This window comes from Mesorhizobium sp. M0195, assembly GCF_040322115.1.
In the GTDB taxonomy this organism is placed as follows: domain Bacteria; phylum Pseudomonadota; class Alphaproteobacteria; order Rhizobiales; family Rhizobiaceae; genus Mesorhizobium.
The window spans coordinates 1-25,261 of record NZ_JAMYSV010000010.1 but is presented as its reverse complement, the minus strand read 5'-3'; the positions used below and the strand labels follow the sequence as shown (position 1 = coordinate 25,261).

Below are 25,261 nucleotides of genomic sequence, written 5' to 3'. Positions count from 1 at the left end.
GCCTAAGCGAGGACGGTCTGCAGCCGGGTCAGATCGCCGATCTGGGCCATCGTTGCCTGGTAGCCGATACGGATTGCTTCGTCGGCGCGGTGGAATTCGGTCAGGCCAATATGGCTGAGCTTCGGCTGCAGCGATATGTCCGGCGGGTCGCCGGCCAGCCTGGCGCGCGAAATGCGGTCCTGGATGATGTTGAAGGCCTCTACCATGACGCCGGTGATGCCGAGCCGCGTCTCGCGCGACTGGCGTTCGGGATCGGCGTGGCCGGCCCGCGGCGCGTCTTTCTCGATGACCAGCTCGCCGGCGCTGTGCTTGATCACCGCGGCGCGGCCGAACAGATCGTAGTGAAGGTTCACCGCGACCACGAGCGGCTGCTCGTAGGCACGGCAAACCGAGACCGGCACCGGATTGACCAGGGCGCCGTCAACCAGCACACGCCCGTTGCAGGCGACCGGCTCGAACACGCCGGGCAGCGCGTAGGAGGCGCGCATGGCGGTGCTCAACGAGCCGCTCGACAGCCATATCTCATGGCCGGTGCGGATTTCCGAAGCGACGCAGACGAACGGTTTTGGCAGGTCCTCGAAGCGGATGCCGGCTATGTGCTCGCGCAGCCGCGCATCGAGCTTCATGCCACCGAACAGGCCGCTGCCGCGTAGATTGAGGTCGAGAAGGCCAAAAATGCGCCGCCTGGTCAGGCTGCGGGCGAATTCTTCCAACTCGTCGAGCTTGCCGGCAACATAGCAGCCGCCGACCAGCGCGCCGATCGAGGTGCCGGCGATCATCGACACTTCGATGCCGGCTTCGTCAAGCGCGCGCAGCACGCCGATATGCGCCCAGCCGCGCGCACAGCCGCCGCCCAATGCCAGCGAAATCGCTGTTTTGCCCGGAGATTTGGTTTCGGATGCGCCCGCGGCCGAGGAGAGGCCATTCGCCTCTCGAACGTCAGGTCTGTTGCGCAATGACGCCCACTCGAGCATCACAATCTCCCTTGTCCCACGGTCATCCTACAGGCGGGCCGTATCGAAATCATGAATACACGTGGCTGAAGTGCTGCGAATGGTTCATATTGATGGTGTATTGGGCTTTCGATAGGTTTTTTCCGCATCGAACAGCGGCTTGCTGCCGTCGCTGGCAAGCGTCCCTTTGCCATCGCTCAGCCCCACCGTCCGATAAAAGCATGAACGTCGGCCGGTGTGACAAGTTGCTTCATGACCCAGCACTTTGACGCGCAACCATATCGCGTCCTGGTCACAATCCGTGAGCATCTCGACGACCTGCTGGACATTGCCCGAGGTTTCGCCCTTCTTCCACAGCTCGTTGCGCGAACGCGACCAGTAGTGCGCGATGCCGGTCTCGAGCGTCAGCGCCAGCGCCTCGGCATTCATATGCGCGACCATCAGCAGCATGCCGTCTTCGGCATCGGTGACGACGGCGGTGACGAGGCCGCCGGCATCGAAGCGCGGCGAAAGGACCGTGCCTTCCTCAAGCGCCTTCTTGTCTGAGGGAGCTTTCGGGAATTCCAATGCCGACATTCGCCGGTCCTTATTTAACGAAGGTGGGGCGGATCTGATCAGTTCCGCCGCCGCGCACCATGGTGACGAAGCGGACCTGCTCTTCGGGTGTATCCTTGAAGGCGCCGGTGAAGGTCGAGGTCAGCGTGGTGGAGCCCTGTTTGCGGATACCGCGCATGGCCATGCACATATGCTCGGCCTCGAGCATGACGGCGACGCCGCGCGGATTGAGCACGTCCTGGATGACGCCGGCAATCTGCGCCGTCATCGCTTCCTGGGTCTGCAGGCGATGGGCGAAGATGTCGACGACGCGGGCGATCTTGGACAGGCCGACAACCTTGCCGTCAGGCAGATAGCCGACATGCGCCTTGCCGATGATCGGCACCATGTGATGCTCGCAATGCGAGTGGAAGGATATGTCCTTGACGAGGACGAGGTCGTCATAGCCGGCGACTTCCTCGAAGGTGCGGCCAAGTTCCTCGGCTGGGCACATATCATAACCGTTGAACATTTCGCGGAATGCCTTGGTGACGCGCTTCGGCGTGTCGATCAGGCCCTCGCGGTCAGGGTTGTCGCCGGTCCAGCGCAGCAAGATGCGCACAGCGGCTTCGACTTCGGCCTCGCTCGGCCGGTCGGTGACCGGCTTTTCCATATAGGCGGACCGCGGCATGAGTTTCTTGATAACGGCGTCCATAAAGGCGTCTCCCGTAGTTCCTCTCTCAGGAGGAACGAGTTGAACGGACCACGACCTTTCGGGTGTCAGAAACTCGCCCGGTTTCCAGCCCGTAAGTGGCGTGAACAGAATTGGGCACGACGAGGTTTGTGGTCGCCTTGTCGATACCCGACTACCGCCATTATATATGTTCGTGCCGAGCGAAAGGAAGACGCCAGAGCGGCAATGACTGTTCGCTGGGCGGCGACGGATTGGAAAAATATGATCGACGATGTCTACAATGCGAAAATTCTGGGTTTTGCCGGAAACATCGCACGGATCGGCCGGCTCGACCGGCCCGACGCAACCGCACGAGCACATTCCAAGCTGTGCGGCTCGACGGTGACCGTCGATCTGAAGATGGATGATGGGGTCGTCAGCGATTTCGCGCATGACGTGAAGGCCTGTGCGCTTGGCCAGGCGTCCTCTTCGATCATGGCGCAGCATGTCGTCGGCGCCAGCGCCGAAGAATTGCGCAGCGTGCGCGAGACGATGCTGAAGATGCTGAAGGAAAATGGTCCGCCGCCCGAAGGCCGCTTCGCCGACCTGAAATATCTGGAACCGGTGCGCGACTATAAGGCGCGCCACGCCTCGACCATGCTGACCTTCGACGCAGTGGTCGACGCCATCGGTCAGATTGAGAAGAAGCGGGCCGAGGAGGCGGCCTAGATCTCGGCAAGGAAACGCCGGCTTTCGGCGAATTCCGCCCGGACCCAGTCGGCAAAAGCCCTGGCCGGCTCTGAAAGGTCATTCAGCCTTCTGGCCACCAGCCAATAGGCGCCGGACGCGACGTCGATGTCGAAAGGCTTGATCAGCGCGCCGGACGCAAGTTCTTCGCCGATCTGCAGAAGATCGCCCAGCGCGACACCATGTCCAAGCAAAGCTGCCTGCTTCGAAAGCGAAGCATCCGCCAGCATCGGGCCGCGCGCAGGCACGGCCTCAGCCGTCACGCCAGCCGCTTCGAACCAGCGCGCCCAAGCCTGACGGTTTTCTTCGTGCAGCAATGCGTAGCGACCAAGGTCGATCGGTTTTTCCAGAGCTGGCCCGGATGCAAGAAGCGCCGGCGACAGGACTGGTGAATCGACGACCGCGGCAAGCTGTTCGGCTTCGCTGCGTGGCCATGAGGTGGCGTGCGCACTGAAGCGCAGGGCAAGTTCGGGCTGATCGCTGCGAAACTCTATCAACCTCGGGTCGACCTCAAGGGAAACGTCGATATCGGGTCGCAACTCGCGAAAGCGGTTGAGCCGCGGGACCAGCCATACGGATGCAAGCGATGGCTCGACGCTGACACGGACCACGGACTGCGTCTGGGCCGCCGTCAACTCCGAAAGCAGCCTGTCGATGCCCTCGAAACTTCTGACCAACTGGTCGAGCAGCCGCCGGCCGGTGTCGGTCAACTCGACGCGGCGATGATGGCGGAAGAACAGAGGTTGGCGCAGGAAGGCTTCGAGCTCGCGGATCTGGCGGCTGATCGCTGCCTGCGAGACGTAAAGCTCCGCGGCCGCACGGCTGAAGCTCAGGTGACGACCGGCTGCTTCGAAGCTTCTGAGAGCCGTCAGGGGGAGGTGTCCGCGCTTCATTCGCATAACTCAGAGTTATCTGACGTGGACGTTATACTCGTTTGAAGGGCAAGGCCAGCGGCGCTCTAATCGGCGCTCAAGGAGTGCTGCCATGATCCAGTTTCTCAACGTTCTGGGCGATGTCGTACGGATCGCGACGTTTCAATGGCATGACGAGAAACCCATAGGGATTGGTGCGAGGAGAGGCCGCCGACCAGCGTCGCCGTATGCCGGAAGCCGACGCCCGACCGCTACCCGACTCGCCGTGCCAGGCCATGACGGGATTGCCGAAACGCCATTGCGTTTCTGGCCCGATGCGCACATCTATCGTGTTGAAAAACGTGATGTGGAGACTGCGGTGGTTGGCCAATATCGGCATGCGCGCGGTGCCAGGCCGATTCGACAAGGACGCAACTGGCCCGGCCCGTGGCGCAAGACGCCGGGCCGCCTCTTCGGTACCGCGCTTGTCCGACTCTACCAGCTGACGCTGTCTGGCTTTGTCGGCAATTCCTGCCGGCATTTGCCGACCTGTTCCGAATACGCGCACGAAGCGATCGCCCGCCACGGGCTGTGGGCCGGTGGCTGGATGGGGTTTTTCCGGGTGCTGCGCTGCGGACCGTTCGGAACGCACGGCATCGACCGCGTACCGGAGATCCTGGCTGATCGTTACCGTTGGTTCACGCCATGGCGGTACTGGCGGATCGGGAAAAAACGTGGCGACCTGGACAGTTGACCGCAACTGTTCGGTGCACAACCGGACCGCTTTTACGATCTGGTAGGGTTAACCGCAGCTTGCGCGGACATAGCGCATTTAAGACAAAATCGAGACAAGACGTCTGGCTAAGCCGCTCCTGACACCCTTCAGGAGAGATTGCCAAATGCGCCGGATAGATCGTCTTCCCTTCGTTTTCGCCGTGGTTCTCTATGTCCTGGCGTGGCTGTTGGGTTTTCCGATCCGTGCGCAATCGGCGCCGCTCGGGGACGTCGAATGCACGCTGATCGTCGACGCCGCAGGCGGCGAGACGCTGTATCGCGAAGGGACCTGCGATCAGCGCGTCAGCCCCGCCTCCACGTTCAAGGTTCCGCTGGCGCTGATCGGCTACGATGCTGGAATCCTGAGCGACGAGCACACGCCAAGCTGGGAGTACAAGGCAGAGTTCAATGCGCCGAAACGGGACCGCAAGACCGTCGACCCGACGATCTGGGAAAGGGATTCGGTCATATGGTTCTCACGCGAGATTACGCGCCGGCTCGGCAGCAAACAATTTGCCGGCTATGTGTCGAAATTCGAGTATGGCAACACGGACGTTTCCGGAACTCCCGGCAAGAATGATGGACTCACCCATTCCTGGGTGAATTCTTCGCTCGAGATATCGCCCGTCGAGCAGGTCGATTTCCTGCGCAGGCTGCTGGCGCGAAAACTGCCGGTTTCGAACAAGGCCCACGCCATGACCGGTGCGATCATACCGACGTTTCGAGCGGGCGATTGGACGGTGCAGGGCAAGACTGGAACGACCAGGCTCGGCGACAGCGCCGACAAGCGCTCGCTTGGCTGGTTTGTCGGCTGGGCGCAGACCGATGCTCGCAAGATCGTCTTTGCCCGCCTGGTAATCGATACGGAACGTTCCGACACGCCCAAGGGACCCAAGACGCGGGCGATGTTCCTGAACGAGCTGCCGAATCTCGTCAGGTGACCTATATCCGGCTTTACGGCGCCGAAAACTGTCCATAAAAGACCGCTCGCCGCCGGACGCATCCGGCTCTTACTGATGCATGTCGTAGCCCCAAAACCGCTAGGCAGTTTTGGGCGACATGCATTTCACCACCCGCGCTCGTTTGCGGGACTGGATAGGAGAATCTTATGCTGAATTCCGTTTCCCTGACATTTCCCGATGGCTCCGTCCGCGACTACGACGCGGCGATGACCGGCGCCGACCTGGCGGAATCGATCTCGAAGTCGCTGGCCAAGAAGGCCGTTGCCTATTCGATCGACGGCACGCTGCGCGATCTTTCCGACCCGATCGGCAAGCCGGGCAAGGTCGAGATCATCACTCGCGAGGACCCGCGCGCGCTGGAGCTCATCCGTCACGATGCAGCCCATGTGCTGGCCGAGGCCGTGCAGGAACTTTGGCCGGGTACGCAGGTGACTATCGGGCCGGTGATCGAAAACGGATTCTACTACGATTTTGCTCGCAACGAGCCGTTCACGCCCGACGATTTCCCGGTGATCGAGAAGAAAATGCGCGAGATCATTGCGCGCAACAAGCCGTTCACCAAAGAGGTATGGTCGCGTGAAAAGGCGAAAAGGATCTTTGCCGACAAGGGCGAGCGCTACAAACTGGAGCTGATCGACGCCATTCCCGAGGATCAGGATCTCAAGATCTATGCGCAGGGCGACTGGTTAGACCTTTGCCGCGGCCCGCATATGGCCTCGACCGGCCAGATCGGCAGCGCCTTCAAGCTGATGAAGGTCGCCGGCGCCTATTGGCGCGGCGATTCGAACAACCCGATGCTGACGCGCATCTACGGCACGGCCTGGGCCGACCAGGCGCAGCTCGAAGCCTACCAGACGATGCTGGAGGAGGCCGAGAAGCGCGACCACAGGAAGCTCGGCCGTGAGATGGACCTGTTCCATTTCCAGGAGGAGGGGCCGGGCGTCGTGTTCTGGCACGCCAAAGGCTGGAGGATGTTCCAGAACCTGGCCAATTACATGCGTCGCCGCCTCGACGAGCAGGGCTATCAGGAAGTCAACGCGCCGCAGGTGCTCGACAAGAGCCTGTGGGAGACGTCCGGGCACTGGGGCTGGTACCGGGACAACATGTTCAAGGTGACGGTTGCTGGCGACGACACCGACGACGACCGGGTGTTTGCGCTGAAGCCGATGAACTGCCCCGGCCACGTCCAAATCTTCAAGCACGGGCTGAAGTCCTACCGCGATCTGCCGGTAAAACTTGCGGAATTCGGCAATGTGCATCGCTATGAGCCGTCCGGCGCGCTGCACGGGTTGATGCGCGTGCGCGGCTTTACCCAGGACGATGCCCACATCTTCTGCACCGAGGAACAGCTCGCCGACGAGTGCATCAAGATCAACGATCTGATCCTCTCGACCTATGCGGATTTCGGCTTCGACGAAATCACCGTCAAGCTGGCGACCCGCCCCGAAAAACGGGTCGGCACCGACGCGATGTGGGATCATGCTGAGGGCGTGCTGCAGGACGTGCTCGACAAGATCGCGGCGCGGTCGGGCAACCGGATCAAGACGGGCGTCAATCCGGGTGAGGGCACGTTCTACGGGCCGAAGTTCGAATATGTGCTGAAGGACGCCATCGGCCGCGAATGGCAGTGCGGCACCACACAGGTCGACTTCAACCTGCCGGAGCGTTTTGGCGCCTTCTACATCGGCTCCGATTCGGAAAAGAAGCAGCCGGTGATGGTGCATCGTGCCATCTGCGGTTCCATGGAGCGGTTTCTAGGCATCCTGATCGAGAATTATTCGGGCCATTTCCCGCTCTGGTTCGCACCGCTGCAGGTGGTGGTGGCGACGATCACTTCCGATGCCGACGATTACGCCCAAAAGGTCGTTGCGCAGCTGAAGGCGGCCGGGCTGATTGCCGAAGCCGACCTGCGCAACGAGAAGATCAACTACAAGGTCCGGGAGCATTCGCTGGCCAAGGTCCCGGTCATCCTCGTCTGTGGCAAGCGCGAGGCCGAGGAAGAAACGGTCAATATCCGCCGTCTCGGTTCGCGCGACCAGGAATCGCTTGGTCTCGCAGCTGCCGTGAAGCTGCTTGCCGACGAGGCGGTGACACCCGACCGCAAGCGCCGCGCGGCCTGAACCAGCCGACCTGCAATGAATGCCGGTGGAGCGATCCACCGCCATTTTCATATGCCTGTCACGCCGCGCGCCTATCCGGCTATCCGGTTGGCGCGACGCATGCGCAAGGCAGCTTAGAGAGGCAGGGCTTAGTCGGCGCCTTCCTCGGAATCGATGGCCGAAGCCTCTGTGGCCAGAACCTCGATGTCCTGGTTGTGCCCAGCCACCACCGTAAAATCCTTCTGGTAGATGCGGTCGCGGTTCTTGGCGATGATGGTGTAGTCGCCCTCGGCCAGCACCATCGAGGCAAAGGCACCGACGGTTTCCTTGATCGGATCGCCGGATTCGTTCAGCAGCGACCAGGAGGTGTCGGCGATCGCCTCGCCGCCCGGTTCGCGCACCAGCTTCATGGTCATCTCGGCCGCACGGTGCTCGACGGTCGCTTCAGTCAGCTTGCCGGCCTCGACGCGGATGTCGGAGCGGATGACCGCGTTCACAGCGCCATAGGTCGAAACAACGTGGTAGGTGCCGGCATTGAGCCGCACGACGCTGTTCGGCTCGACATCGGGTATGATCAGGGCGCGATCGCCGTCGGCCGCGGCGTGGCTCTCATAGATCGAGAAGCGCAGCTTCTTCGGCGGTATGCGCACCCCACCGGACAGCACGGCATCGAGCTTGAGGCCGCCGGCATCGAGCACGAGGCTCTCGCGCTTGGCTTCCTTGCCCACGGTGATGCGCTTGGTGGCGCCGGCCCGCCCGTAGGAGGCGTGGACCAGATAGGAACCCGGCTCGAGCTGGAATACGGCGGTACCGCCATGAGCGGAGGCGACCATCGGCAACTTGCCGTCGCTGGCCGATTCGGGCTTGAAGACGCGCCAGACGATGCCGCGCGTGATGTCGGCGCCCTTGTCTGTCAATTGCGCCGACAGCGTGATTGCCCCGCTGCTCCCCAACACCAGCGATGTCTCGCTTTTCGGAGGCGCATAGCCCGAAATTCCGGGAAGTTTCAGTTCGCCGAGGCCGTCCACATCCTGGGCGACGGCGAGCGAAACCGGCACCATCAACAGTGCGGCAGCGAGCCATATCAGGAAAAGACGCAATGTCCCCTCAAACATGCCTTGCGTTGAAGCCCAAGGCGGTGGCAATTTCAAGGCTTAAGAGTCCGGTCGGCTTCTGCTACAGGGCTCTTTGTCCGGCGCGCTGCGCCAATGCCCAAGCCGCCCGATGTCCCGATGGTGCGCTTCAGCTCAAATTCCAGGAGACTTGCGCCCATGGCGTCGCCGATCATCGATTTTCTGCTGACCCGAAATTCCGCGCCGATCCCAGATTTGAAAGAGCCGGCACCGGGCGATACGGAGATCGCGACGATGATCGCCGCCGCCTCGCGGGTGCCGGACCACGGCCGGCTGGAGCCCTGGCGTTTCGTCCTCTATCGCGGCGAAGCTCGCGTCGAGATCGGCAAGAAGCTGGCGGCACTTGCCGAGCAGCGCGAAGGACCGCTGCCGGAAGGCCGTCGCAACCAGGAATTGGCGCGCTTTTCGCGGGCGCCGCTGGTTATCGGCGTGATCTCGATCCCCAGGGAAAATCCAAAGATCCCGCAATGGGAGATGTTCCTGTCCGGCGGCATGGCCGCGATGAACCTGATGCTCGCCGCCAATGCGCTGGGCTACGGCACCAACATGATCAGCAACTGGTATTCCGACGTGCCCGAGGGCAGGGCGATCCTCGGCCTGGCGCCACATGAGCGGGTCGTAGGCTTCGTCCATATCGGCTCCTACCAGGGGCCGGCACCGGAGCGGCCACGGCCCGATCCGGCAAAGCTCTATGCCGATTATTCGGGGCCGTGGGTGGGATAATTTCGGCGCGAAACAGACCTAAGCGCCAAGCCCAGCTACCCTGGCCCGCGCCAGGAGCCGCTCGGCCAGTTTTAGATGCGGACGGTCGTACATCTTGCCGTCGATTCCGACGACGCCGGGGTTTCCCGCCGCCTTAAAGGCCTCGACGATCGCCAGGGCGCTTGTCACCGCTTGCGCCGAAGGCGTGAAGGCGGCGTTGATGACCGGCACCTGCGCCGGATGGATCGCCATCTTGCCGGTGAAACCGTCGCGCTCGGCCTCGGCGCATTCGGCCTCGAAGCCCGCCATGTCGCGAAAGTCCGGAAAGACGGTGTCGATTGCCGCGACTTCCGCGGCACTTGCGGCAAGCATGGTCATGGTGCGGGCGAGGCGGAACACATCCGTGTAGCGGCCATTCGCGTCGCGTGTCGCGCGCGCGCCGATCGCCGCCGACAAATCTTCGGCCCCCCAGGTGACGCCGACAAGCCGCGCGCTTGCACGGGCGTAGGTCGCTGCGGCCAAGACGCCTGCGGCCGTTTCTGTGATGATCGGCAGGATCTTTATAGCTCCATCCGGCCGGCCGCTTTCAGCTTCGTGCACCCTGAGCTTGGCCGAGAGATGCTGGACATCCAGTCCGCTGTTCGACTTAGGCAGCATGATGCCGTCTGGTTTTGCCGGCACGAGCGCTGCCAGATCGTCGTCGGTCAGTCCGGTCGAAAGATCGTTGACGCGCACATAGATCGCGGAGCTGGTTTGGTGCCTGTGCCCGGCGATGAAACGCGCCGCTGTGTCGCGAGCCAGCCCCTTGTTCTGCGGGGCAATCGAATCCTCGAGGTCGACGATGACCACGTCGGCGCCCACGCCAAAGCCCTTCTCCAGCTTCTTTTCTGAATCGCCGGGAACGAAGAGCAGTGAACGCATCTTCACACCGCCTTTTTCATCATCATCGTCTGCCTCGTGCATTTGGCAACCAGCACGTCGTTCTGGTTATAGGCGCGATGCTCGAACTCGACGATACCGCGGTCCGGTTTGGACCTGGAATCGCGCACCGAAACCACCGTGGTCTCGACGCGAATGGTGTCGCCGTGGAAGACGGGGTGCGGAAACACCGTCTCCTTCATGCCGAGATTGGCGATGGTGGTGCCGACGGTGATGTCGTTGACCGAGATGCCGATCATCAGGCCCAGCGTGAACAGCGAATTGACCAGCGGCTTGCCCCATTCGCTCTTGGCGGCGAAATCGAAATCGATGTGCAGCGGCTGCGGGTTCAGCGTCATCACCGAAAACAGCATATTGTCGCTTTCGGTCACGGTCTTGCGCAGCGCGTGCTTGAACACATGGCCGACAGCGAACTCCTCAAGATAAAGCCCGGCCATGGTCGATCTCCTCTGCTGCTTAAGGGGTGATAGGCGTTGCATACCGGGCTCGCAAGCCAGTTAACGAACATGGTGAACCGTTCGTAAACCATTTGTGCCTACGGTCGCGACAGGGGCCAGAAGCGTTCTGGCAAAGGGCGTAAGCAGGCGACATGGTCGTTTCGCATTTCCTGAAATGGATCCACACGGCGAAGGTGTCGGAGCGCGTTGCAGCGGCAAGCGCACTTGCTCGCGCATATGTCGATTCGGACCTGCCTTTCGAGGACCGCTGCGCTGCGGAGGCGGCACTGACATTGCTGCTCGATGACGCATCGTCGAAGGTGCGACTGGCGATCGCCGACGCGCTTTCCATGAGCCATCATGCGCCGCCGCAGATCGTCAGCGCGCTGGCCTCGGACCAGCCGGAAGTCGCAGCCCTGGTGCTGGCGCGGTCGCCACTGCTTACTGATGCCGACCTGATTGATCGGGTTGCCGGCGGCCAGAAAGCGACGCAGAAGGTGATCGCCGACCGGCCGCGGGTGTCGATGTCGGTTGCGGCGGCGATCGCCGAGATCGGCGAGCCGGAGGCCTGCACCACGCTGCTCGCCAACAGCGGCGCCGACATCGCATCGATCAGCTTTCGGCGCATGGCCGAGCGGCACGGCCATCTGCCTCTGGTACGCGAGGCGCTGATTGCCGATGCGCGCCTGCCCGCCGATTGTCGGCATTTGCTGCTGGTCAAAGTGGGCGAGACGCTCAAGGGCTCGCCGCTGGTGCTGGCGCTGATGGGCGCCGCAAGAGCCGAGCGGGTCACTCGCGATGCCTGCGTCAAAGCTTCCGTGACATTGATCGAAGGCACGCGTGCCGAGGAACATACAGCGCTTGTCGAACATCTGCGTCTGCGCGGTGACCTGACCGCAAGCTTCGTCATCCGCACCATCGCGCACGGCAAGGTCGACTTCTTTGGTTCGGCCCTGGTCGCGCTCAGCCAGCAATCCGAACAACGGGTGAGAGCACTGCTGGCCGGCGGCCATGACGTGGCGCTGCAGGCACTGTTCCGCAGCGCCGGGCTTGCCGCCGCCACCCACGCAATCATCCTGCGCGCGCTGAAGGTCTGGCGCGAGGTCGCCAATGGCAAACGCCTCGCCGGCGTGCAGGAAGTCAGCTGGCTGATGCTGAAGGAATTGGGCGGGCAGTCCGCCGAGGGCGATCTTGCCGGGCTGGTCAAGTCGATCCATCTCGACGCGTTGCGCGAGAACGCGCGCGAGCACGCGCTGGCGATCGCGGCTGCCTAAAGCAATTCCAGGAAAACTGTGAAACGGTTTTCCGTCCGGAATTGCTTTAAAACAAAGGAAAGAGCGGTTCGGCGTTTCCGTGAACGCTGAACCGTTCCAGGCCTCGTCCTTCGCGAAAATATCCGGATCGCAACAACCGCCGTCTGTGGCTCACCTGGCAGAAGACGCTCAGATATCCAGCACTTCCGTCTCGGCGAATTCCGCGCGTTCCTGGATGAAGCGGAAACGGGCCTCGGGCTTGGTGCCCATCAGTGCGTCGACAGCATCCTTGGTGGCCGCCTCGGCCTCGATCACATCGACCCTGAGCAGCGTGCGCTTTCTCGGGTCCATGGTGGTTTCCTTGAGCTGGGCGGCCATCATTTCGCCCAGCCCCTTGAAGCGGCCGATCTCGACCTTGCCGCGCCCGGTGAATTCGGTGCGCAGGAGTTCGTCCTTATGCGCGTCGTTGCGGGCATAGCCGACCTTGCCGCCTTGGCGGATCGAATAAAGCGGCGGGACCGCCAGGTAGAGATGGCCGCCGCGGACCAGGTTTGGCATCTCCTGGTAGAAAAAGGTGATCAGCAGCGAGGCGATATGGGCGCCGTCGACATCGGCATCGGTCATGATGATGACCCGGTCGTAACGCAGGTCCTCGTCGCGGTATTTCGAGCGCGTGCCGCAGCCCAAGGCCTGGATCAGGTCGGATATCTGCTGGTTGCCGGCAAGCTTGTCGCTGCCGGCACTGGCGACGTTGAGGATCTTGCCGCGCAGCGGCAGCACCGCCTGGCTGGCGCGGTCGCGCGCCTGCTTTGCCGAACCGCCGGCCGAATCGCCCTCGACGATAAAGAGCTCGGCGCCGGCGGCGGCATTCTGCGTGCAGTCGGCGAGCTTGCCGGGCAGGCGCAGCTTGCGCACCGCACTCTTGCGCGACACTTCCTTTTCCTGGCGGCGGCGCACCCGTTCGTCGGCGCGCGCGATCACCCATTCGAGCAGTTTCGAGGCCTCCTGCGGATTGTCCGCCAGCCAGTGGTCGAACGGGTCGCGGATGGCGGTTTCGACGATGCGGATCGCCTCGATCGTCGCCAGCCTGTCCTTGGTCTGGCCGACGAATTCCGGTTCGCGGATGAACACCGACAGCATGCCCGCCGCCGAGATCATCACATCCTCGGAAGTGACGATCGAGGCGCGCTTGTTGCCGACCAGATCGGCGTAGGCGCGCAAGCCGCGCGTCAGCACGTTGCGGAAGCCGGCCTCATGCGTGCCGCCTTCGGCGGTCGGAATGGTGTTGCAATAGGAATTGATAAAACCGTCGCCGCCGAACCAGGTCACGGCCCATTCGAGCGAGCCGTGACCGCCCTGCTTCTCGCTCTTGCCGGCGAACATTTCACGGGTCACCTGGAATTCGTCGCCGAGCGAGGCTTTCAGATAGTCCTTGAGGCCGCCCGGAAAATGGAATTCTGCCTTGGCCGGCGTCGTGTCCTTTTCCTTGATCAGCGAGGGATCGCAGGTCCAGCGGATTTCGACGCCGCCGAACAGATAGGCCTTTGACCGCGCCATGCGGTAGAGCCGCGCCGGCTCGAAAGCAGCACCCTTGCCGAAAATCTGCTCGTCTGGATGGAAGCGGATCTTCGTGCCGCGCCGGTTATGCACGTCGCCGAGCTGCTCAAGGCCGGTCACCGGAACGCCTCGTGAGAAGCGCTGGCGATAGAGCTTGCGCCCAATCGCGACCTCGACCTCGAGATGGTCGGACAGCGCGTTGACGACGGAAACGCCGACACCGTGCAGGCCGCCGGACGTCTCGTAAACCTTACTGTCGAACTTGCCGCCTGAATGCAGCGTCGTCATGATGAGTTCGAGCGCCGGCTTCTTGAATTTCGGGTGCGGATCGACCGGAATGCCGCGGCCGTTGTCGGTGACTGACAGGTATCCGTCGGCGGAAAGCTCGACATCGATGAAGGTCGCATGGCCGGCGACCGCCTCGTCCATCGAGTTGTCGATGACCTCGGCGAACAGATGGTGCATCGCCTTGTCGTCGGTGCCGCCAATGTACATGCCCGGGCGGCGGCGCACCGGCTCCAGCCCCTCCAGCACCTCGATGTCGGCGGCACTGTAACTCTCGCTGGCGTCGCGGGGCGCCGGCCGCTTCGCCGCCTGCACCAGCGGATCGGCCGGGCGCGTGGCGGCGCGAGCCGGCTGCGGCTGCTTGTCCAATTTGGCGAAAAGATCGTTGTTGTCGTCCATGCCGGTCCTGGATTCCGATGCTGCGAATCACCACCCGATACTGCCACGCTTTTCGCGGGCAGGCGACGGAGGTTCCTGTTACGTTCGAGGATAGAGCCTCTTACTGCAAAACCATTCGACAGCCAAGCGGCGGAAACGAAGTTGGAGCATCGACGTTTTGTAAACCCTGTCCGAAGGTTACGCCGGAAGATTGGCTAAAAAGCGGTATTTGCGGACTGTCGCTGACCTAGAATGCAGCGGAACCCTCAAGAGGCTGTCGCTTAAGCATGTTGGATTACAGTTCGCTCCTGCTCGCGGCGGCGCTGTCGGGCACGTGCCTCAGCATCACCATGTTCGCCATCTGGTTCAGCGCGCCACAGGCACGCTTTGTGCTGACGGTGGCGTGTGGCATTCTCGTGCTCGTCGCACATGTGGTGTTGTTCTGGCATTACACCAGGGATCCAAGCCTCTGGCTTTGCCAGATCGTGCTTGCGCCTCTCAGCCTCGGTTTCCTGATTATCTGCCTGTCGGCCATGCAATATCTCGGCGTAGGCGATTACAGGCGCGCCATCTTGCCGACCTTGGTTGCGATGGCTGTTTGCGCGGGCGCGACGTATCTCGGGTTTGATGGTGTCGGCTTTATTGTCACCTACGCGACGGTAACGGCGCTGCTCTCGCTCATCGGGGCGATGTTCTGGATTGAGGGTGGTCACGATCGCCGGATATTGCTGGTCGTCTCGTTCCTGAGCGGCGTCTGTGCGCTGTCGTTTGGACTTTGCGGCGCGGTCCTGCTGGTCAAGGGGCAATGGGTGCTGGGTGTTGCGCCCGACAATTGGGCCGAGCGGGTGAATTCCGTCGTAGCCGTCGCCTGCATGACCGGGCTCGGCGCATTGACGCTCTCCCTGCACCATTTGCAGGCGCAGATCGAATTGAAGGCCGAGACGATGACCGATCCATTGACCGGGCTGATGAACCGGCGGGCGTTGACGGCACTCTACGGCGAGCGGGTCTTCGGCCCGTTCATGTCCGTCGCCATGTTCGACCTCGACCATTTCAAGAGGACGAACGACGTTTTCGGTCATCCGGTCGGCGACCAGGTTCTGCGCCGCTTTGCCGCCGTCATCAGGAAATACGCCAGGACCGGCGTCGACGCGTTCCGGTTGGGCGGCGAGGAGTTCGTGCTCGTCATGTCGCGGATGCCGGAAGAGAAGGCCTATGACATTGCGAGCAAGATCAGCGTCGCCTTCGGCACGGAAGTCGTGGCCACACAACTTGGTCCGTTGCGAAGCACAGTCAGCGGCGGCATCGGCTTTGGCGGAACAAACGGCACCGGTCTCGACGATGTGCTGGCCGAAGCCGACGCAGCACTCTATGCGGCCAAGCGCGCCGGGCGAAATCGCGTCGTCGTTCGGGACCGGGCGAGCAAGGCCGACGGGCCGGCCTTGCGTTCTGCCTGATTGGGGTTTCTATCTTCTTGTTAGACCCATGATCTTGTCGGAAAACCGGATTCCACTTTTCGGAATCATGATCTATTCCGCCGCACCCAGATATTCCGACAGCGGCGGGCAGGAGCAGACCAGGTTGCGGTCGCCGGCGACATTGTCGATGCGTGACACCGGCGGCCAGTACTTTGCTGCCGTATCGGCATCGCCGGCGGGGTAGGCCGCCTCCAGACGCGAATAGGGATGGGTCCATTGGCCGGCCAGTGCCTCGGCGGCGGTGTGCGGAGCGTTGACCAGAGGATTGTCGGCCAACGGCCATTCGCCCTTCGCCACCTTGGCTGCCTCGCCGGCTATGGCGATCATGGCCTCGCAGAAACGATCCAACTCGCGCTTGGGCTCGGATTCGGTCGGCTCCACCATCAGCGTGCCAGCGACCGGGAACGACATGGTCGGCGCGTGGAAGCCATAGTCGATCAGCCGCTTGGCGATATCGTCGACGCTGATGCCGGCGCTGTCCTTGAGCACGCGGGTGTCGAGGATGCATTCATGCGCGACGCGTCCGTTGCGCCCCTTGTAAAGCAGGGGGAAATGCTCGCCAAGCCGCGTCGCCACATAGTTGGCGGAGATGATCGCCGTCTCGGTTGCCTGCTTCAGGCCGGAAGCGCCCATCATGCGAATATACATCCAGGTGATCGGCAGGATCGAGGCGCTGCCGAACGGTGCTGCCGCCACGGCATGGACCGAGCCTTCGGTGACGTGGCCGGGCAGATGCGGCTTCAGATGTGCTTTGACGCCGATCGGGCCGACGCCGGGGCCGCCGCCGCCATGCGGGATGCAGAAGGTCTTGTGCAGGTTCATGTGGCAGACATCGGCGCCGATATCGCCGGGACGGGCGAGGCCGACCAGTGCGTTGAGGTTGGCGCCGTCGAAATAGACCTGGCCGCCATGGCTGTGGACGAGGGCGCAGAGGTCGCGCGCCCCTTCCTCGAAGACGCCATGCGTCGAAGGATAGGTGAACATCAGCGCCGCGAGATTATGCGCATGCTCGGCCGCCTTGGCCTGCAGGTCGTCCATGTCGATATTGCCGTCCTCGGTGCAGCGCACGACGACGACGCTCATGCCGGCCATGGCCGCACTTGCCGGATTGGTGCCATGCGCCGAGGAGGGGATCAGGCAGACGGTGCGATGGCCTTCGCCGCGTGACAGATGATAGCGGCGAATGGCGAGCAGCCCGGCATATTCGCCCTGGCTGCCAGCATTGGGCTGCAGGGTCACCGCGTCGAAGCCGGTGATCTCCGCCAGCCAGCCTTCCAGCTCGTCGATCATGGCGCGATAGCCTATCGAATGGTTTGCCGGGGCGAAGGGATGCAGGTTGGCGACATCAGGCCAGCTCACCGGCATCATTTCGGCGGCGGCGTTGAGCTTCATGGTGCAGGAGCCGAGCGGGATCATGGCGCGGTCAAGCGCCAGGTCCTTGTCGGCCAGCCGGCGCAGGAAGCGCATCATGTCGGTTTCCGAGTGGTTTTCGCGGAAGACGGGCTGGGTGAGGAACTCCTTGCCGCGCGGTTTTCCGGGCGTGGAACTGCCGGCGGCAACGCCGGCCTTAGCGCCGAAAAGTGCTGCGATCGCCTCCAGATCGGCTTCGGTGGAGGTCTCGTCGAAGCTGATGCCGACATGGTCGGCGTCGATGACGCGCAGCAGGCGGCCCGTCTTTTCTGCGGCGGCGGCAATCGCGCCGGCTCTGCCCTTCACTTCCGCAGTCACCGTGTCGAAGCGGCTTTCGCCGATCACCGAAACGCCCGCTGCCTTGAGGCCGACGGCCAGGCAGTTGGCCAGCGTGTGGACGCGGCCGGCAATCGCCTGCAGCCCGGCAGGGCCATGCCAGATCGCGTAGGCCGTCGCCATATTGGCGAGCAACGCCTGTGCGGTGCAGATGTTGGAGGTCGCCTTGTCGCGGCGGATATGCTGTTCGCGTGTCTGCAAAGCCAGGCGATAACCGGGACGGCCCTTGCTATCCGTCGACTGGCCAACAAGCCGGCCGGGCATCAGCCGCGTCAGCCTGTCGGAGACGGCGCAATAGGCGGCGTGCGGCCCGCCAAAGCCCATCGGCACGCCAAAACGCTGCATCGGGCCGACGGCGATGTCGGCGCCAAGCCTGGCCGGCGCATCGGTCAGCGTCAAGCCAAGCGGGTCGGCGATGAAGACGACCAGCGCGCCGGCGGCACGGGCCTTGTCGATCGCTGCCTTGTGATTGCCGTAGACGCCGAATGTATCGGGCCAGGAGACCAGCAGGGCGGCGGTGTTGTCGTCGATCACCTCGCCGTCCACCTCGATGCCGAGGGGCTCGGCGCGGGTGCGCACGACGTCCAGCGTCTGCGGGTGCGGCGTGCCGGCCAGTGCCACCTTGGTGCGCTTGTCGCGATGATGGCGCAGCGCAATGCCGACCGCTTCGGCCACCGCCGTCGCCTCGTCGAGCAGCGAGGCCGATGCCACCGGCAGGCCGGTCAATTCTGTCACCAGCGTCTGGAAGTTGAACAGCATTTCCAGCCGGCCCTGGCTGATCTCGGCCTGGTAAGGCGTGTAGGCGGTATACCAGGCCGGGTTCTCGAACAGGTTGCGCTGGATCACCGGCGGCACATGGACGCCATGATAGCCGGCACCGATAAAGCTCTTCAGCACCGTGTTCTTTGCCATCGTCGCCGCGAGCTCGGCCAGCGCTTCCGCTTCGCTTGCGGGGGCGGGCAGGGCCAGCGGCCGGTCGAGCCGGATCGACTTCGGCACTGCCTGACTGATCAGGGTCTCGACCGAAGGGACGCCGATCGTCGCCAGCATGGCTCTGACGTCATGGAGGCCCGGGCCGATATGGCGAGCCGAGAAGGGGTAGGGTGCTGCGGTCATCTTCCTGGTCCTGCTATCAACCAATATGGGCTTTGTAAGCGGCTTCATCGAGGAGCCCATCGAGCTGGCTCTCATTGGCCAGCTTCATCTTCCACAGCCAGCCGTCGCCGGTTGCCGCCGAATTGACGAGCGAAGGATCGGCCGACAGCGCGGTATTGGCCTCGGTGATCTCGCCGTCGACCGGCGCGTAGACATCCGATGCGGCCTTGACCGATTCGACCACCACGGCGGTGTCGCCCTTGGCTAGCTTTCTGCCCAATTCCGGCAGCTCGACAAAGACGAGGTCGCCGAGCTGCTGCTGTGCGTAGTCGGTGATGCCGACCGTGGCGACGCCGCCCTCGACGCGAAGCCATTCGTGATCTTCGGTGAAATAGGTCTTTGCCATTGAAATCATCCTTTGCGGTAGCGATGGGGCGTGAAGGGCAAGGGGTGGATGTCGACCGGGATTTTCGTCCCGCGGACATCGGCGAACAGTTTTGCGCCGGATTTGGCAAGCGGCGTCTGGACGTAGCCCATGGCGACCGGATGACCGGCCGAGGGGCCGAAGCCGCCAGAGGTGACATGGCCGGCAGGGTTGCCGTCGGCATCGAAAAGGGCAGCACCGGCGCGCACCGGCTGGCGGCCTTCCGGCTTCAGGCCGACGCGTTTTTGCGCTGGACCACGCTCCAGGATGGCACGCAGCGCATCGGCGCCGATGAAGGCGCCCGAGGCGCGAACCTCCTTGGGGATGGCCCACATCAGCCCGGCGCTGGCCGGATCGATCTCCGGCGTGATGTCCAGCCCGTGCAGGCACAGTCCGGCTTCAAGCCGCAGGCTGTCGCGGGCGGCAAGGCCGACCCACATCACCCGCTCGTCCTCGAGCAGCCTGGCGACGAGGTTTCTTGCATCCGCTTCCGGCAGGCCGATCTCGAAGCCGTCTTCGCCGGTATAGCCGGACCGGCTCATGAACCATTTTTCGCGCGGCTCGATACCGTGCATGAACACCAGCGAACCCGTCTCGATGCCGGCGCGGGAAAGGGCAGCCCATGCTTCGGGGCCCTGGATGGCAAGGAAGACGCGGTCGAGTGCGTCCACCTTCACGTCGAAATCGCCCTCTGCTTCGAAATTTTTGGCCAATGCGCGCAGATGCTTTTCGTCGGCGGCGGCATTGCCGGCATTGGCGACCATCATGAAGCGCTCGGCGCCAAGCCTGGTGACGATCAGATCGTCCAGAATGCCGGCGGCCTCGTTGAGGAAGAACGTATATTTGGACAGGGAAACCTCAAGCGCGCCGGCATCGAACGGGCAGGCGCGGTTCAGAAGCGCTGCTGCCCCCGAACCGCTGATTTCGAACAGCTTCATGTGCGAGATGTCGAACAGGCCGGCATGCTCGCGGCTGTGCAGATGCTCTTTCATCACACCGGCCGGATAGGTCAGCGGCATCGACCAGCCGGCGAAGGCGCCAAAGCGCGCACCGCCTGCCACATGCAGATCTTCGAGGGGGAGGTGTTTGGTGTCGTCGCCCGTCATGTCATCTCCAGAGTCGCACGCAAGCGGCCGCGAATGGCGACCAGTCCGTGCCCCTCTGTCTGAAGCCTGAGAGACTCGCGCCCCGTAACTCTGTCGGCAGCGCTTACACCTTCGGCGCGGGGGCAAGCCCCGACTTTCCAGAGTGTCTTTCCCGTCTACGGTTCTTTTGCCTGAGAGATTTCGGGCGATTTCCCCTTCGGCGGCAGCTCTCGCTGCTCTCTCCCGCAAACAGGTAGGACTCGGTCAGGAGCCCTCGACTCGTCATCCATAGCCCGTGGACGACACCTTGTCACCTGCCAGCGACATTTTTACTGGCAAGTCTTCGCTGCCTCGTCGCGAACAGGTCGCGACCCTATTGTTTTGGGGGCTCGGGCTTGGCTGTCTCGAAGCGCGACATCCATTTGAAGCTGCCGAACCAGTAGCGGCGAACGCCGCCTATGGTGCCGTCGGCGGTGCGCGCGCCGATCCAGTTGTTGACGTATTGGATGAGGCGGACATCGTCCGGCCGCATGGCAAACGCTTCCGGCGTCCGCAACAGCGGGCCGCCCACCAGCTTGAGCCTGGCGTCATAAAGCCTGGCGGCCATTTGCGGCGTCGGCGATGTCGCCACCATCGCCTGTGCTTGCCCGCTGATGACGGCGGCGACAACATCGGCCGCATTGTCGAATGAAACGATGGCCGCTTTCGGGAATGCTTCCCTCGCGGCGGCTTCGTCCGTCGAGTTGGAGAGTACGGCGATCTTGTAGCCCGGCGCGGCCAGTGCCTTGCCCGGTCTTTTCCCAAGGCTGGCGATCGTCGCCACCATGCGGATATCGGCGGTACCGGTCTGGTCGGAGAACACCACCTCGCGTGCGCGTTCCGGCGTGCTGGCGTAGCCCGCCGCGATCATGTCGAAATCACCCTTGAGCAATCGCGTCTTGAGGTCGTTCCATGGCACCTCGACCAGCTTCAGGTCGACGCCGAGATCGGACGCCAGCGCACTGGTCAGGTCGACATCATAGCCGGCGAACTTTCCGTCGGCCTTCTTGAGGATCCATGGCGGATTAAGCGCGACGCCGACCGTCAGTGTCTTCTGATCGATGATGCGCTTGAGGCTGTCGTCCGCCCGGGCTGGCAGCAGCGACAAAGCCAACCATGCAGAAAGGGCAAGTATAATAGTGGCGATAATCTTAGCGCGCATTAATATAACCTCACTGAGCCCGTCCGGTTGTCAGACTTACACAGAGGTGCCATTCTGTCGATAGCGGACCCTGATGGAGAGTTGCGATGTCGGCACGGATGGCGGTTACCGGTTCGATGATGTTCCTGGGTTGCATCCTGGGCAACCCGGCGAAACTTTCGTTGATGCCGGCGGCAGCGCAGGCTGCGGGGGCAAAACGCGTGGTCTGCTCCAGCGCCGATTACCGTTATTCCTATTGCGGGGTCGATACGCGACGTGGCGTGCAGTTGACCTCCCGTCTATCGAAGGCGCGTTGCGTATACGGTAGAAGCTGGGGCTATGACGGCGGCGGCATCTGGGTCGACAATGGTTGCTCGGCCGAATTCGCGGTCGCCGGCCCCAACCGCAATCCCTCTGCTGGCGACGTTGCCGCAGCCATTATCGTCGGCGGCGTGGTAGGCGCCATTCTCGACAACAGCAATTCGCATCGCCATCATTCCGATAATTACTATCCGAAGCCGCGCCCGCGCCGTTACGACCAATCAATCGATCCGACGCCGCAATTCGACAATCAGGGCAATCCCAACTTCGATACCCACGGCAACTACCAAGGACCGCACGGGCTGGGGAAGCTCGTCACCCCGGACGATAATCCCGACCTCAATCCGGCCCTGCGCAGCGACGGCGACGACAGCGACGACAGCGACGACGACAGTTAGTTTAGGTGAAACTGAGGTCAAGTTTCAGTCAGATGCCGCCGTACCAATCGTAGCCATTGTCCTCCCAATAGCCGCCTCTGCCGCCGCCGATATTGGCGAAGCCGTCGACCAGCTCGATCTTGTAGAGGTATTTCGGCATCTTGTAGCCGAGCTGGCGCTCGACGCGGACGCGCAGCGGCGCGCCGTTCTCGACCGGCAGCGGCTTGCCGTTGAGGCCATAGGCAAGGATCGTCTGCGGATGACGGGCATCGATCAGGTCGATCGAGCCGTAATATTTGATATCGCCGGCAAGGCTGCGGTCGATCGTATCGAGGCAGTGGAACATGACATAGCGCGCCTGCGGCTTGACCACGGCCTGGTCGAGCACCAGCGACAGCGGCGTGCCGGTCCATTTGGCAATGCAGCTCCAGCCTTCGACGCAGTCGTGGCGGGTGATCTGGGTGCGGCTCGGCATGTTCATCAGCTGCTCGCGGGTCAGCGACAGCGGCTTTTCGACAAGGCCGGAAACCTCCAGCCGCCAGTCGGCGAAATCGCTGGCGAGCAGGCCCTTGTAGAAATCGTCGTCGGGTGTGGTGACGCCGTTCGGCCGCTGCGGCTGGCGAATGTCGGCCTCGGTGAATTCCGGCGCCAGCGCATCAGCGCCGGCAAGCAGTCGCTGCGCCCGCCAGGTCAGGCCATTGGCGCTTTCGAGGAAGCTGCGCAGGCTGTCGCCGACGCCAAGCTGGCTGTCGAAGGCGTCGCAGCCCGACAGCATGATGCCGGAAAGGCCGAGGCTGGCCGAGGTCAGGAACTTTCTTCGGCTTATCTGTAGCTTGGGGCTGATCTCGAATTTCGCCATGTCAGGCACTCCTCTCTGGCGCATTGTCGGCATGCGCCGGCGGGTCGGTTCGATACCAGCCGGTGATGATTGAGCGCAGCTCGTTGATCGGACCGGCGGCCAGGATCATCAGGATGTGGATAATGAAGAAGGCGACGAGCAGCAGCATCACCGTGAAATGAATGGTGCGCGCCGTCTGTCGGCCGCCGAGCAAATCGTTCAGGAACGGCAGGACCGAATCCATGCTCGGCGACATGGCAAGGCCGGTGATGATCATCAGCGGCAGCAGCACGAACAGCACGCCGCCATAAGCCATCTTCTGCAAGGTGTTGTATTCGCGCCTGTGGTGAAACCTGAACCTGGCGTGGTCGACAATGTCTTGCGGCAGCCGCCTGATGTCATCGAGGCGCGGGGCAAGATCGCGGCGCAAATGGCCGTTGATGAGGCTGGCGACCAGCCAGACCAGCAGCGTGGTGGTCAGCACCCAGGCAAAGAAGAAATGAACGACGCGCGCGGTGCCGAGATCGTAATAGGAAGGGATCGTCGCCCAGGACGGGAAAGCCCGGGAAGTCTCCTGGCCGGCCGGACCCGACCAGCCGAGCACGCCGGTGGTATCGAAGCGCTTGCCGAAGATTTCGGTATAGCCGCGCGGGCCAGCCGCGGTATTCTCGGCGCCGATGGCGAAGATGGTGTTGTTGTAGCCAAAGCCCGACTCCTTGCCGATGTAGAGCTGCGGGCGGGCGTTGAAGATCTGCAGGCCGGAAAGCAGCATGAAGAACAGCGCGGTCGCCCATAGCCAATGCGTCAGCCGCGTCCAGCGTGACTGGCGATAGATCAGTGTCGCATCCGTCGAAGCAGCGCTATCTGCTCCGGTGCTGGCTTCGCCTCTGGCAACTGATTCCATATCTTCCGTGCCTCCCTGCCAAGCGGTTCCACATGGCCTGTCAGATCTCTTCTCCTCCCAATACGTCGCCAGCCTACGCGATGTTTCACCCGATCACGGATTTATTACGGACTGCCAAGGCTGACGGCGAGGTTGACCGCGGCTGCCACGATGACCGTGTTGAAGAAGAACGACAGGATCGAATGCACAAGCACGACACGGCGCATTTGCGAGGTCGTGATGTTGGTGTCGGCGGTTTGCGCCGTCATTCCGATCACCGTGGCGAAATAGAGGAAATCCGAGCCTTCCGGCCGTTTGCCTCCGGGGAAGTCGAGGCCGCCGACCGGAATCCTCTTTTTGGTGTCGCCATCCATCGCGTCGCCGTCCATCCAGTAGAGATGCGCGTAGTGAAGTGCGGCCATGGCATGGATGGTCAACCAGCCAAGCGGGATGGACAGCAGCGCCACCGTAAGCTCGACGGCGTCCGCGCTCTTCTCCCTGTTGATCAATTGAAACAACGAAATGATGGCAATAGCGACCACAACCAGAGTGACCGCGAAGATCGCCAGTACCGGCAGGTCCGTGTCGCCTGCATTCTTGCGCAGATAGCTGCCGGTAAGCCGTGGCATGTGGGCGATGACAAGAACGAGATAGGCGGCAAAGAACACGTTGGCGCCGATCGAATAGGCAAGCGGCGCACGCCAGATCAGCGCTGCGCCAAAGGCTGCCACGCCGATGCAGGCCGACACCGCGAACAGCGTGTGGCGTCGCATGGGCATCTTGGTCGTGGTACCGGTCGCCATGGTTTTCAGTCCGCTGGCGCGGATTTCAGCGCTCGCCGTAGGATGCGGTCAAGCTCGCCTAGGAACCGCGAGCGATCCTGCGGCGCGAAGCTCGAATTGTAGCCCTTGCTCTCGCCGGTTTCGCGCAGGTGCTGCTTGAGGTCGCGCATCGCCACCGCCATGCCGATCGTTTCGGGCGTAAACGGGCGTCCGGTCGGACCAAGTACGTGGGCGCCAAGCGCCACCGCGCGCGCGGCAAGCGGGATATCGGCGGTCACCACAATGTCGTTGGACCGGGCATTTTCGACGATCCAGTCGTCGGCGGCATCGGCGCCCTTGGAGACGACGACATTGCGGATCATCGGATCGCGCGACGGACGCAAGCCGCCATTGGAGACGAAGGTGACGACGATGCCGTGCCGCTCGGCGACTTTTTCGACCTCGGCCTTCACCGGGCAAGCGTCGGCGTCGACGAGAATAGCAGGTGCGGGCATCGTTGTTCCAAATGTGAAAGAGCCGGGCGGCGTCGCCCGGCTCGATCGATGATGGTCGAGCGGCTACTAGGCCGGCAACGCGCCGGATCTTTTGGCCGTCCAGGTGGCGATATAGTCCATCAGGCCAGGATTGAGGCAATCATAAGGTTCGAGCCCGATCGACTTCAGCTGTGACCTTATGCCGTCCATGCGGCTCGGATCGACACCGGATTCAATGATCGACGAGACAAAGGCGGTGAAGCCCGGAGGCGACCAGCCATCCTCCTGGAAGCGTTCCGGAT

24 protein-coding genes, 1 pseudogene and 1 riboswitch are annotated in these 25,261 nt (G+C 62.8%); of the genes and pseudogenes, 8 read left to right on the top strand and 17 right to left on the bottom strand.

Annotated elements, in window-relative coordinates; all coding sequences use genetic code 11:
• Positions 1-2 precede the first annotated feature (2 nt).
• The 3 genes from NKJ12_RS19635 to folE all read right to left on the bottom strand — a co-directional run bounded on the left by NKJ12_RS19635 (position 3) and on the right by folE (position 2,202).
• On the bottom strand, positions 3-974 hold the full coding sequence (locus NKJ12_RS19635; protein ID WP_254818362.1) for a patatin family protein: 972 nt from the start codon (positions 972-974) through the stop codon (positions 3-5).
• An 84-nt stretch (positions 975-1,058) separates the two neighbouring features.
• Complete coding sequence (gene hisI, locus NKJ12_RS19630; RefSeq protein WP_352704462.1) at positions 1,059-1,529, bottom strand: phosphoribosyl-AMP cyclohydrolase; 471 nt, start codon at positions 1,527-1,529, stop codon at positions 1,059-1,061.
• A 10-nt stretch (positions 1,530-1,539) separates the two neighbouring features.
• On the bottom strand, positions 1,540-2,202 hold the full coding sequence (gene folE, locus NKJ12_RS19625; RefSeq protein ID WP_352704460.1) for a GTP cyclohydrolase I FolE: 663 nt from the start codon (positions 2,200-2,202) through the stop codon (positions 1,540-1,542).
• 240 nt (positions 2,203-2,442) lie between these two features.
• On the opposite strand from folE, the gene NKJ12_RS19620 reads away from it, so the two are divergent.
• Positions 2,443-2,889 carry an iron-sulfur cluster assembly scaffold protein gene (locus NKJ12_RS19620; protein ID WP_023678879.1) on the top strand — a complete coding sequence of 149 codons (447 nt, stop codon included), beginning with the start codon at positions 2,443-2,445 and terminating at the stop codon, positions 2,887-2,889.
• Here NKJ12_RS19620 and NKJ12_RS19615 read toward each other — a convergent pair.
• Positions 2,886-3,800, bottom strand: a complete 915-nt coding sequence (locus NKJ12_RS19615; protein WP_352689963.1) for a LysR substrate-binding domain-containing protein — start codon at positions 3,798-3,800, stop codon at positions 2,886-2,888. The genes NKJ12_RS19620 and NKJ12_RS19615 overlap by 4 nt on opposite strands.
• 337 nt (positions 3,801-4,137) lie before the next feature.
• Here NKJ12_RS19615 and yidD point away from each other — a divergent pair, with 337 nt between their 5' ends.
• From yidD to thrS, 3 genes are all read left to right on the top strand, one after another.
• Entirely contained in the window at positions 4,138-4,512 is a 375-nt protein-coding gene (gene yidD, locus NKJ12_RS19610; protein ID WP_352689975.1) for a membrane protein insertion efficiency factor YidD, read from the top strand.
• A 145-nt stretch (positions 4,513-4,657) separates the two neighbouring features.
• Positions 4,658-5,473: a class D beta-lactamase gene (gene blaOXA / locus NKJ12_RS19605; RefSeq protein WP_352689964.1), complete on the top strand. Its 816-nt coding sequence runs from the start codon at positions 4,658-4,660 to the stop codon at positions 5,471-5,473.
• Between the two features lie 167 nt (positions 5,474-5,640).
• Positions 5,641-7,614 (top strand): threonine--tRNA ligase, encoded by a 1,974-nt coding sequence (gene thrS, locus NKJ12_RS19600; protein WP_352689965.1) that lies wholly within the window; start codon positions 5,641-5,643, stop codon positions 7,612-7,614.
• A 128-nt stretch (positions 7,615-7,742) separates the two neighbouring features.
• Here the strand turns inward: thrS and NKJ12_RS19595 are convergent, their stop codons facing one another.
• Positions 7,743-8,708: an RgsD C-terminal domain-containing protein gene (locus NKJ12_RS19595; RefSeq protein ID WP_254818398.1), complete on the bottom strand. Its 966-nt coding sequence runs from the start codon at positions 8,706-8,708 to the stop codon at positions 7,743-7,745.
• 156 nt (positions 8,709-8,864) lie between these two features.
• Here NKJ12_RS19595 and NKJ12_RS19590 point away from each other — a divergent pair, with 156 nt between their 5' ends.
• Positions 8,865-9,449 carry a nitroreductase family protein gene (locus NKJ12_RS19590; protein WP_254818370.1) on the top strand — a complete coding sequence of 195 codons (585 nt, stop codon included), beginning with the start codon at positions 8,865-8,867 and terminating at the stop codon, positions 9,447-9,449.
• A gap of 18 nt (positions 9,450-9,467) precedes the next feature.
• Here NKJ12_RS19590 and NKJ12_RS19585 read toward each other — a convergent pair whose 3' ends face one another.
• Entirely contained in the window at positions 9,468-10,349 is an 882-nt protein-coding gene (locus NKJ12_RS19585; RefSeq protein ID WP_352704458.1) for an HpcH/HpaI aldolase/citrate lyase family protein, read from the bottom strand.
• 2 nt (positions 10,350-10,351) lie between these two features.
• Entirely contained in the window at positions 10,352-10,804 is a 453-nt protein-coding gene (locus NKJ12_RS19580; protein ID WP_352704456.1) for a MaoC family dehydratase, read from the bottom strand.
• A gap of 152 nt (positions 10,805-10,956) precedes the next feature.
• Here NKJ12_RS19580 and NKJ12_RS19575 point away from each other — a divergent pair, with 152 nt between their 5' ends.
• Positions 10,957-12,078: a DUF2336 domain-containing protein gene (locus NKJ12_RS19575; RefSeq protein WP_352704454.1), complete on the top strand. Its 1,122-nt coding sequence runs from the start codon at positions 10,957-10,959 to the stop codon at positions 12,076-12,078.
• A gap of 168 nt (positions 12,079-12,246) precedes the next feature.
• Here NKJ12_RS19575 and parE read toward each other — a convergent pair whose 3' ends face one another.
• Complete coding sequence (parE, locus tag NKJ12_RS19570) at positions 12,247-14,298, bottom strand: DNA topoisomerase IV subunit B (RefSeq protein ID WP_352704452.1); 2,052 nt, start codon at positions 14,296-14,298, stop codon at positions 12,247-12,249.
• A gap of 266 nt (positions 14,299-14,564) precedes the next feature.
• Between parE and NKJ12_RS19565 the strand changes: the two genes are divergently transcribed.
• Complete coding sequence (locus NKJ12_RS19565; RefSeq protein ID WP_352704451.1) at positions 14,565-15,734, top strand: GGDEF domain-containing protein; 1,170 nt, start codon at positions 14,565-14,567, stop codon at positions 15,732-15,734.
• 72 nt (positions 15,735-15,806) lie between these two features.
• Here the strand turns inward: NKJ12_RS19565 and gcvP are convergent, their stop codons facing one another.
• From gcvP to NKJ12_RS19545, 4 genes are all read right to left on the bottom strand, one after another.
• The gene (gene gcvP, locus NKJ12_RS19560) at positions 15,807-18,617 is read right to left on the bottom strand and encodes an aminomethyl-transferring glycine dehydrogenase (protein ID WP_352704449.1); all 2,811 of its coding nucleotides are present in this window, start codon (positions 18,615-18,617) and stop codon (positions 15,807-15,809) included.
• Between the two features lie 16 nt (positions 18,618-18,633).
• Positions 18,634-19,002 carry a glycine cleavage system protein GcvH gene (gene gcvH, locus NKJ12_RS19555; protein WP_352508741.1) on the bottom strand — a complete coding sequence of 123 codons (369 nt, stop codon included), beginning with the start codon at positions 19,000-19,002 and terminating at the stop codon, positions 18,634-18,636.
• A gap of 5 nt (positions 19,003-19,007) precedes the next feature.
• On the bottom strand, positions 19,008-20,126 hold the full coding sequence (gene gcvT / locus NKJ12_RS19550) for a glycine cleavage system aminomethyltransferase GcvT (protein WP_352689967.1): 1,119 nt from the start codon (positions 20,124-20,126) through the stop codon (positions 19,008-19,010).
• Positions 20,127-20,274: 148 nt separating this feature from the next.
• A riboswitch (glycine riboswitch) is annotated at positions 20,275-20,361 on the bottom strand.
• 117 nt (positions 20,362-20,478) lie between these two features.
• A complete protein-coding gene (locus NKJ12_RS19545) occupies positions 20,479-21,306 on the bottom strand; it encodes a transporter substrate-binding domain-containing protein (RefSeq protein WP_352704447.1) in 828 nt (275 codons plus the stop codon).
• A gap of 86 nt (positions 21,307-21,392) precedes the next feature.
• On the opposite strand from NKJ12_RS19545, the gene NKJ12_RS19540 reads away from it, so the two are divergent.
• Positions 21,393-22,004: a DUF3011 domain-containing protein gene (locus tag NKJ12_RS19540; RefSeq protein ID WP_352704445.1), complete on the top strand. Its 612-nt coding sequence runs from the start codon at positions 21,393-21,395 to the stop codon at positions 22,002-22,004.
• A 28-nt stretch (positions 22,005-22,032) separates the two neighbouring features.
• On the opposite strand, the gene NKJ12_RS19535 is transcribed toward NKJ12_RS19540, so the two are convergent.
• The 5 genes and pseudogenes from NKJ12_RS19535 to NKJ12_RS19515 all read right to left on the bottom strand — a co-directional run.
• A complete protein-coding gene (locus NKJ12_RS19535; protein WP_352704443.1) occupies positions 22,033-22,842 on the bottom strand; it encodes a molybdopterin-binding protein in 810 nt (269 codons plus the stop codon).
• A 1-nt stretch (position 22,843) separates the two neighbouring features.
• On the bottom strand, positions 22,844-23,725 hold the full coding sequence (locus tag NKJ12_RS19530) for a cytochrome b/b6 domain-containing protein (protein ID WP_352704441.1): 882 nt from the start codon (positions 23,723-23,725) through the stop codon (positions 22,844-22,846).
• 104 nt (positions 23,726-23,829) lie between these two features.
• Positions 23,830-24,507 carry a DUF1345 domain-containing protein gene (locus NKJ12_RS19525; protein WP_352508735.1) on the bottom strand — a complete coding sequence of 226 codons (678 nt, stop codon included), beginning with the start codon at positions 24,505-24,507 and terminating at the stop codon, positions 23,830-23,832.
• A gap of 5 nt (positions 24,508-24,512) precedes the next feature.
• Positions 24,513-24,980: a YaiI/YqxD family protein gene (locus NKJ12_RS19520; protein ID WP_254818384.1), complete on the bottom strand. Its 468-nt coding sequence runs from the start codon at positions 24,978-24,980 to the stop codon at positions 24,513-24,515.
• Between the two features lie 66 nt (positions 24,981-25,046).
• Positions 25,047-25,261, bottom strand: a pseudogene (locus tag NKJ12_RS19515) (S-(hydroxymethyl)glutathione synthase); the annotation flags it as partial.

Coding starts and splice junctions, on each gene's coding strand:
- NKJ12_RS19635 (WP_254818362.1), bottom strand. CDS start 974: ATGCTCGAGTGGGCGTCATTGCGCAACAGACCTGACGTTCGAGAGGCG.
- hisI (WP_352704462.1), bottom strand. CDS start 1,529: ATGTCGGCATTGGAATTCCCGAAAGCTCCCTCAGACAAGAAGGCGCTT.
- folE (WP_352704460.1), bottom strand. CDS start 2,202: ATGGACGCCGTTATCAAGAAACTCATGCCGCGGTCCGCCTATATGGAA.
- NKJ12_RS19620 (WP_023678879.1), top strand. CDS start 2,443: ATGATCGACGATGTCTACAATGCGAAAATTCTGGGTTTTGCCGGAAAC.
- NKJ12_RS19615 (WP_352689963.1), bottom strand. CDS start 3,800: ATGAAGCGCGGACACCTCCCCCTGACGGCTCTCAGAAGCTTCGAAGCA.
- blaOXA (WP_352689964.1), top strand. CDS start 4,658: ATGCGCCGGATAGATCGTCTTCCCTTCGTTTTCGCCGTGGTTCTCTAT.
- thrS (WP_352689965.1), top strand. CDS start 5,641: ATGCTGAATTCCGTTTCCCTGACATTTCCCGATGGCTCCGTCCGCGAC.
- NKJ12_RS19595 (WP_254818398.1), bottom strand. CDS start 8,708: ATGTTTGAGGGGACATTGCGTCTTTTCCTGATATGGCTCGCTGCCGCA.
- NKJ12_RS19590 (WP_254818370.1), top strand. CDS start 8,865: ATGGCGTCGCCGATCATCGATTTTCTGCTGACCCGAAATTCCGCGCCG.
- NKJ12_RS19585 (WP_352704458.1), bottom strand. CDS start 10,349: ATGCGTTCACTGCTCTTCGTTCCCGGCGATTCAGAAAAGAAGCTGGAG.
- NKJ12_RS19580 (WP_352704456.1), bottom strand. CDS start 10,804: ATGGCCGGGCTTTATCTTGAGGAGTTCGCTGTCGGCCATGTGTTCAAG.
- NKJ12_RS19575 (WP_352704454.1), top strand. CDS start 10,957: ATGGTCGTTTCGCATTTCCTGAAATGGATCCACACGGCGAAGGTGTCG.
- parE (WP_352704452.1), bottom strand. CDS start 14,298: ATGGACGACAACAACGATCTTTTCGCCAAATTGGACAAGCAGCCGCAG.
- NKJ12_RS19565 (WP_352704451.1), top strand. CDS start 14,565: ATGTTGGATTACAGTTCGCTCCTGCTCGCGGCGGCGCTGTCGGGCACG.
- gcvP (WP_352704449.1), bottom strand. CDS start 18,617: ATGACCGCAGCACCCTACCCCTTCTCGGCTCGCCATATCGGCCCGGGC.
- gcvH (WP_352508741.1), bottom strand. CDS start 19,002: ATGGCAAAGACCTATTTCACCGAAGATCACGAATGGCTTCGCGTCGAG.
- gcvT (WP_352689967.1), bottom strand. CDS start 20,126: ATGACGGGCGACGACACCAAACACCTCCCCCTCGAAGATCTGCATGTG.
- NKJ12_RS19545 (WP_352704447.1), bottom strand. CDS start 21,306: ATGCGCGCTAAGATTATCGCCACTATTATACTTGCCCTTTCTGCATGG.
- NKJ12_RS19540 (WP_352704445.1), top strand. CDS start 21,393: ATGTCGGCACGGATGGCGGTTACCGGTTCGATGATGTTCCTGGGTTGC.
- NKJ12_RS19535 (WP_352704443.1), bottom strand. CDS start 22,842: ATGGCGAAATTCGAGATCAGCCCCAAGCTACAGATAAGCCGAAGAAAG.
- NKJ12_RS19530 (WP_352704441.1), bottom strand. CDS start 23,725: ATGGAATCAGTTGCCAGAGGCGAAGCCAGCACCGGAGCAGATAGCGCT.
- NKJ12_RS19525 (WP_352508735.1), bottom strand. CDS start 24,507: ATGGCGACCGGTACCACGACCAAGATGCCCATGCGACGCCACACGCTG.
- NKJ12_RS19520 (WP_254818384.1), bottom strand. CDS start 24,980: ATGCCCGCACCTGCTATTCTCGTCGACGCCGACGCTTGCCCGGTGAAG.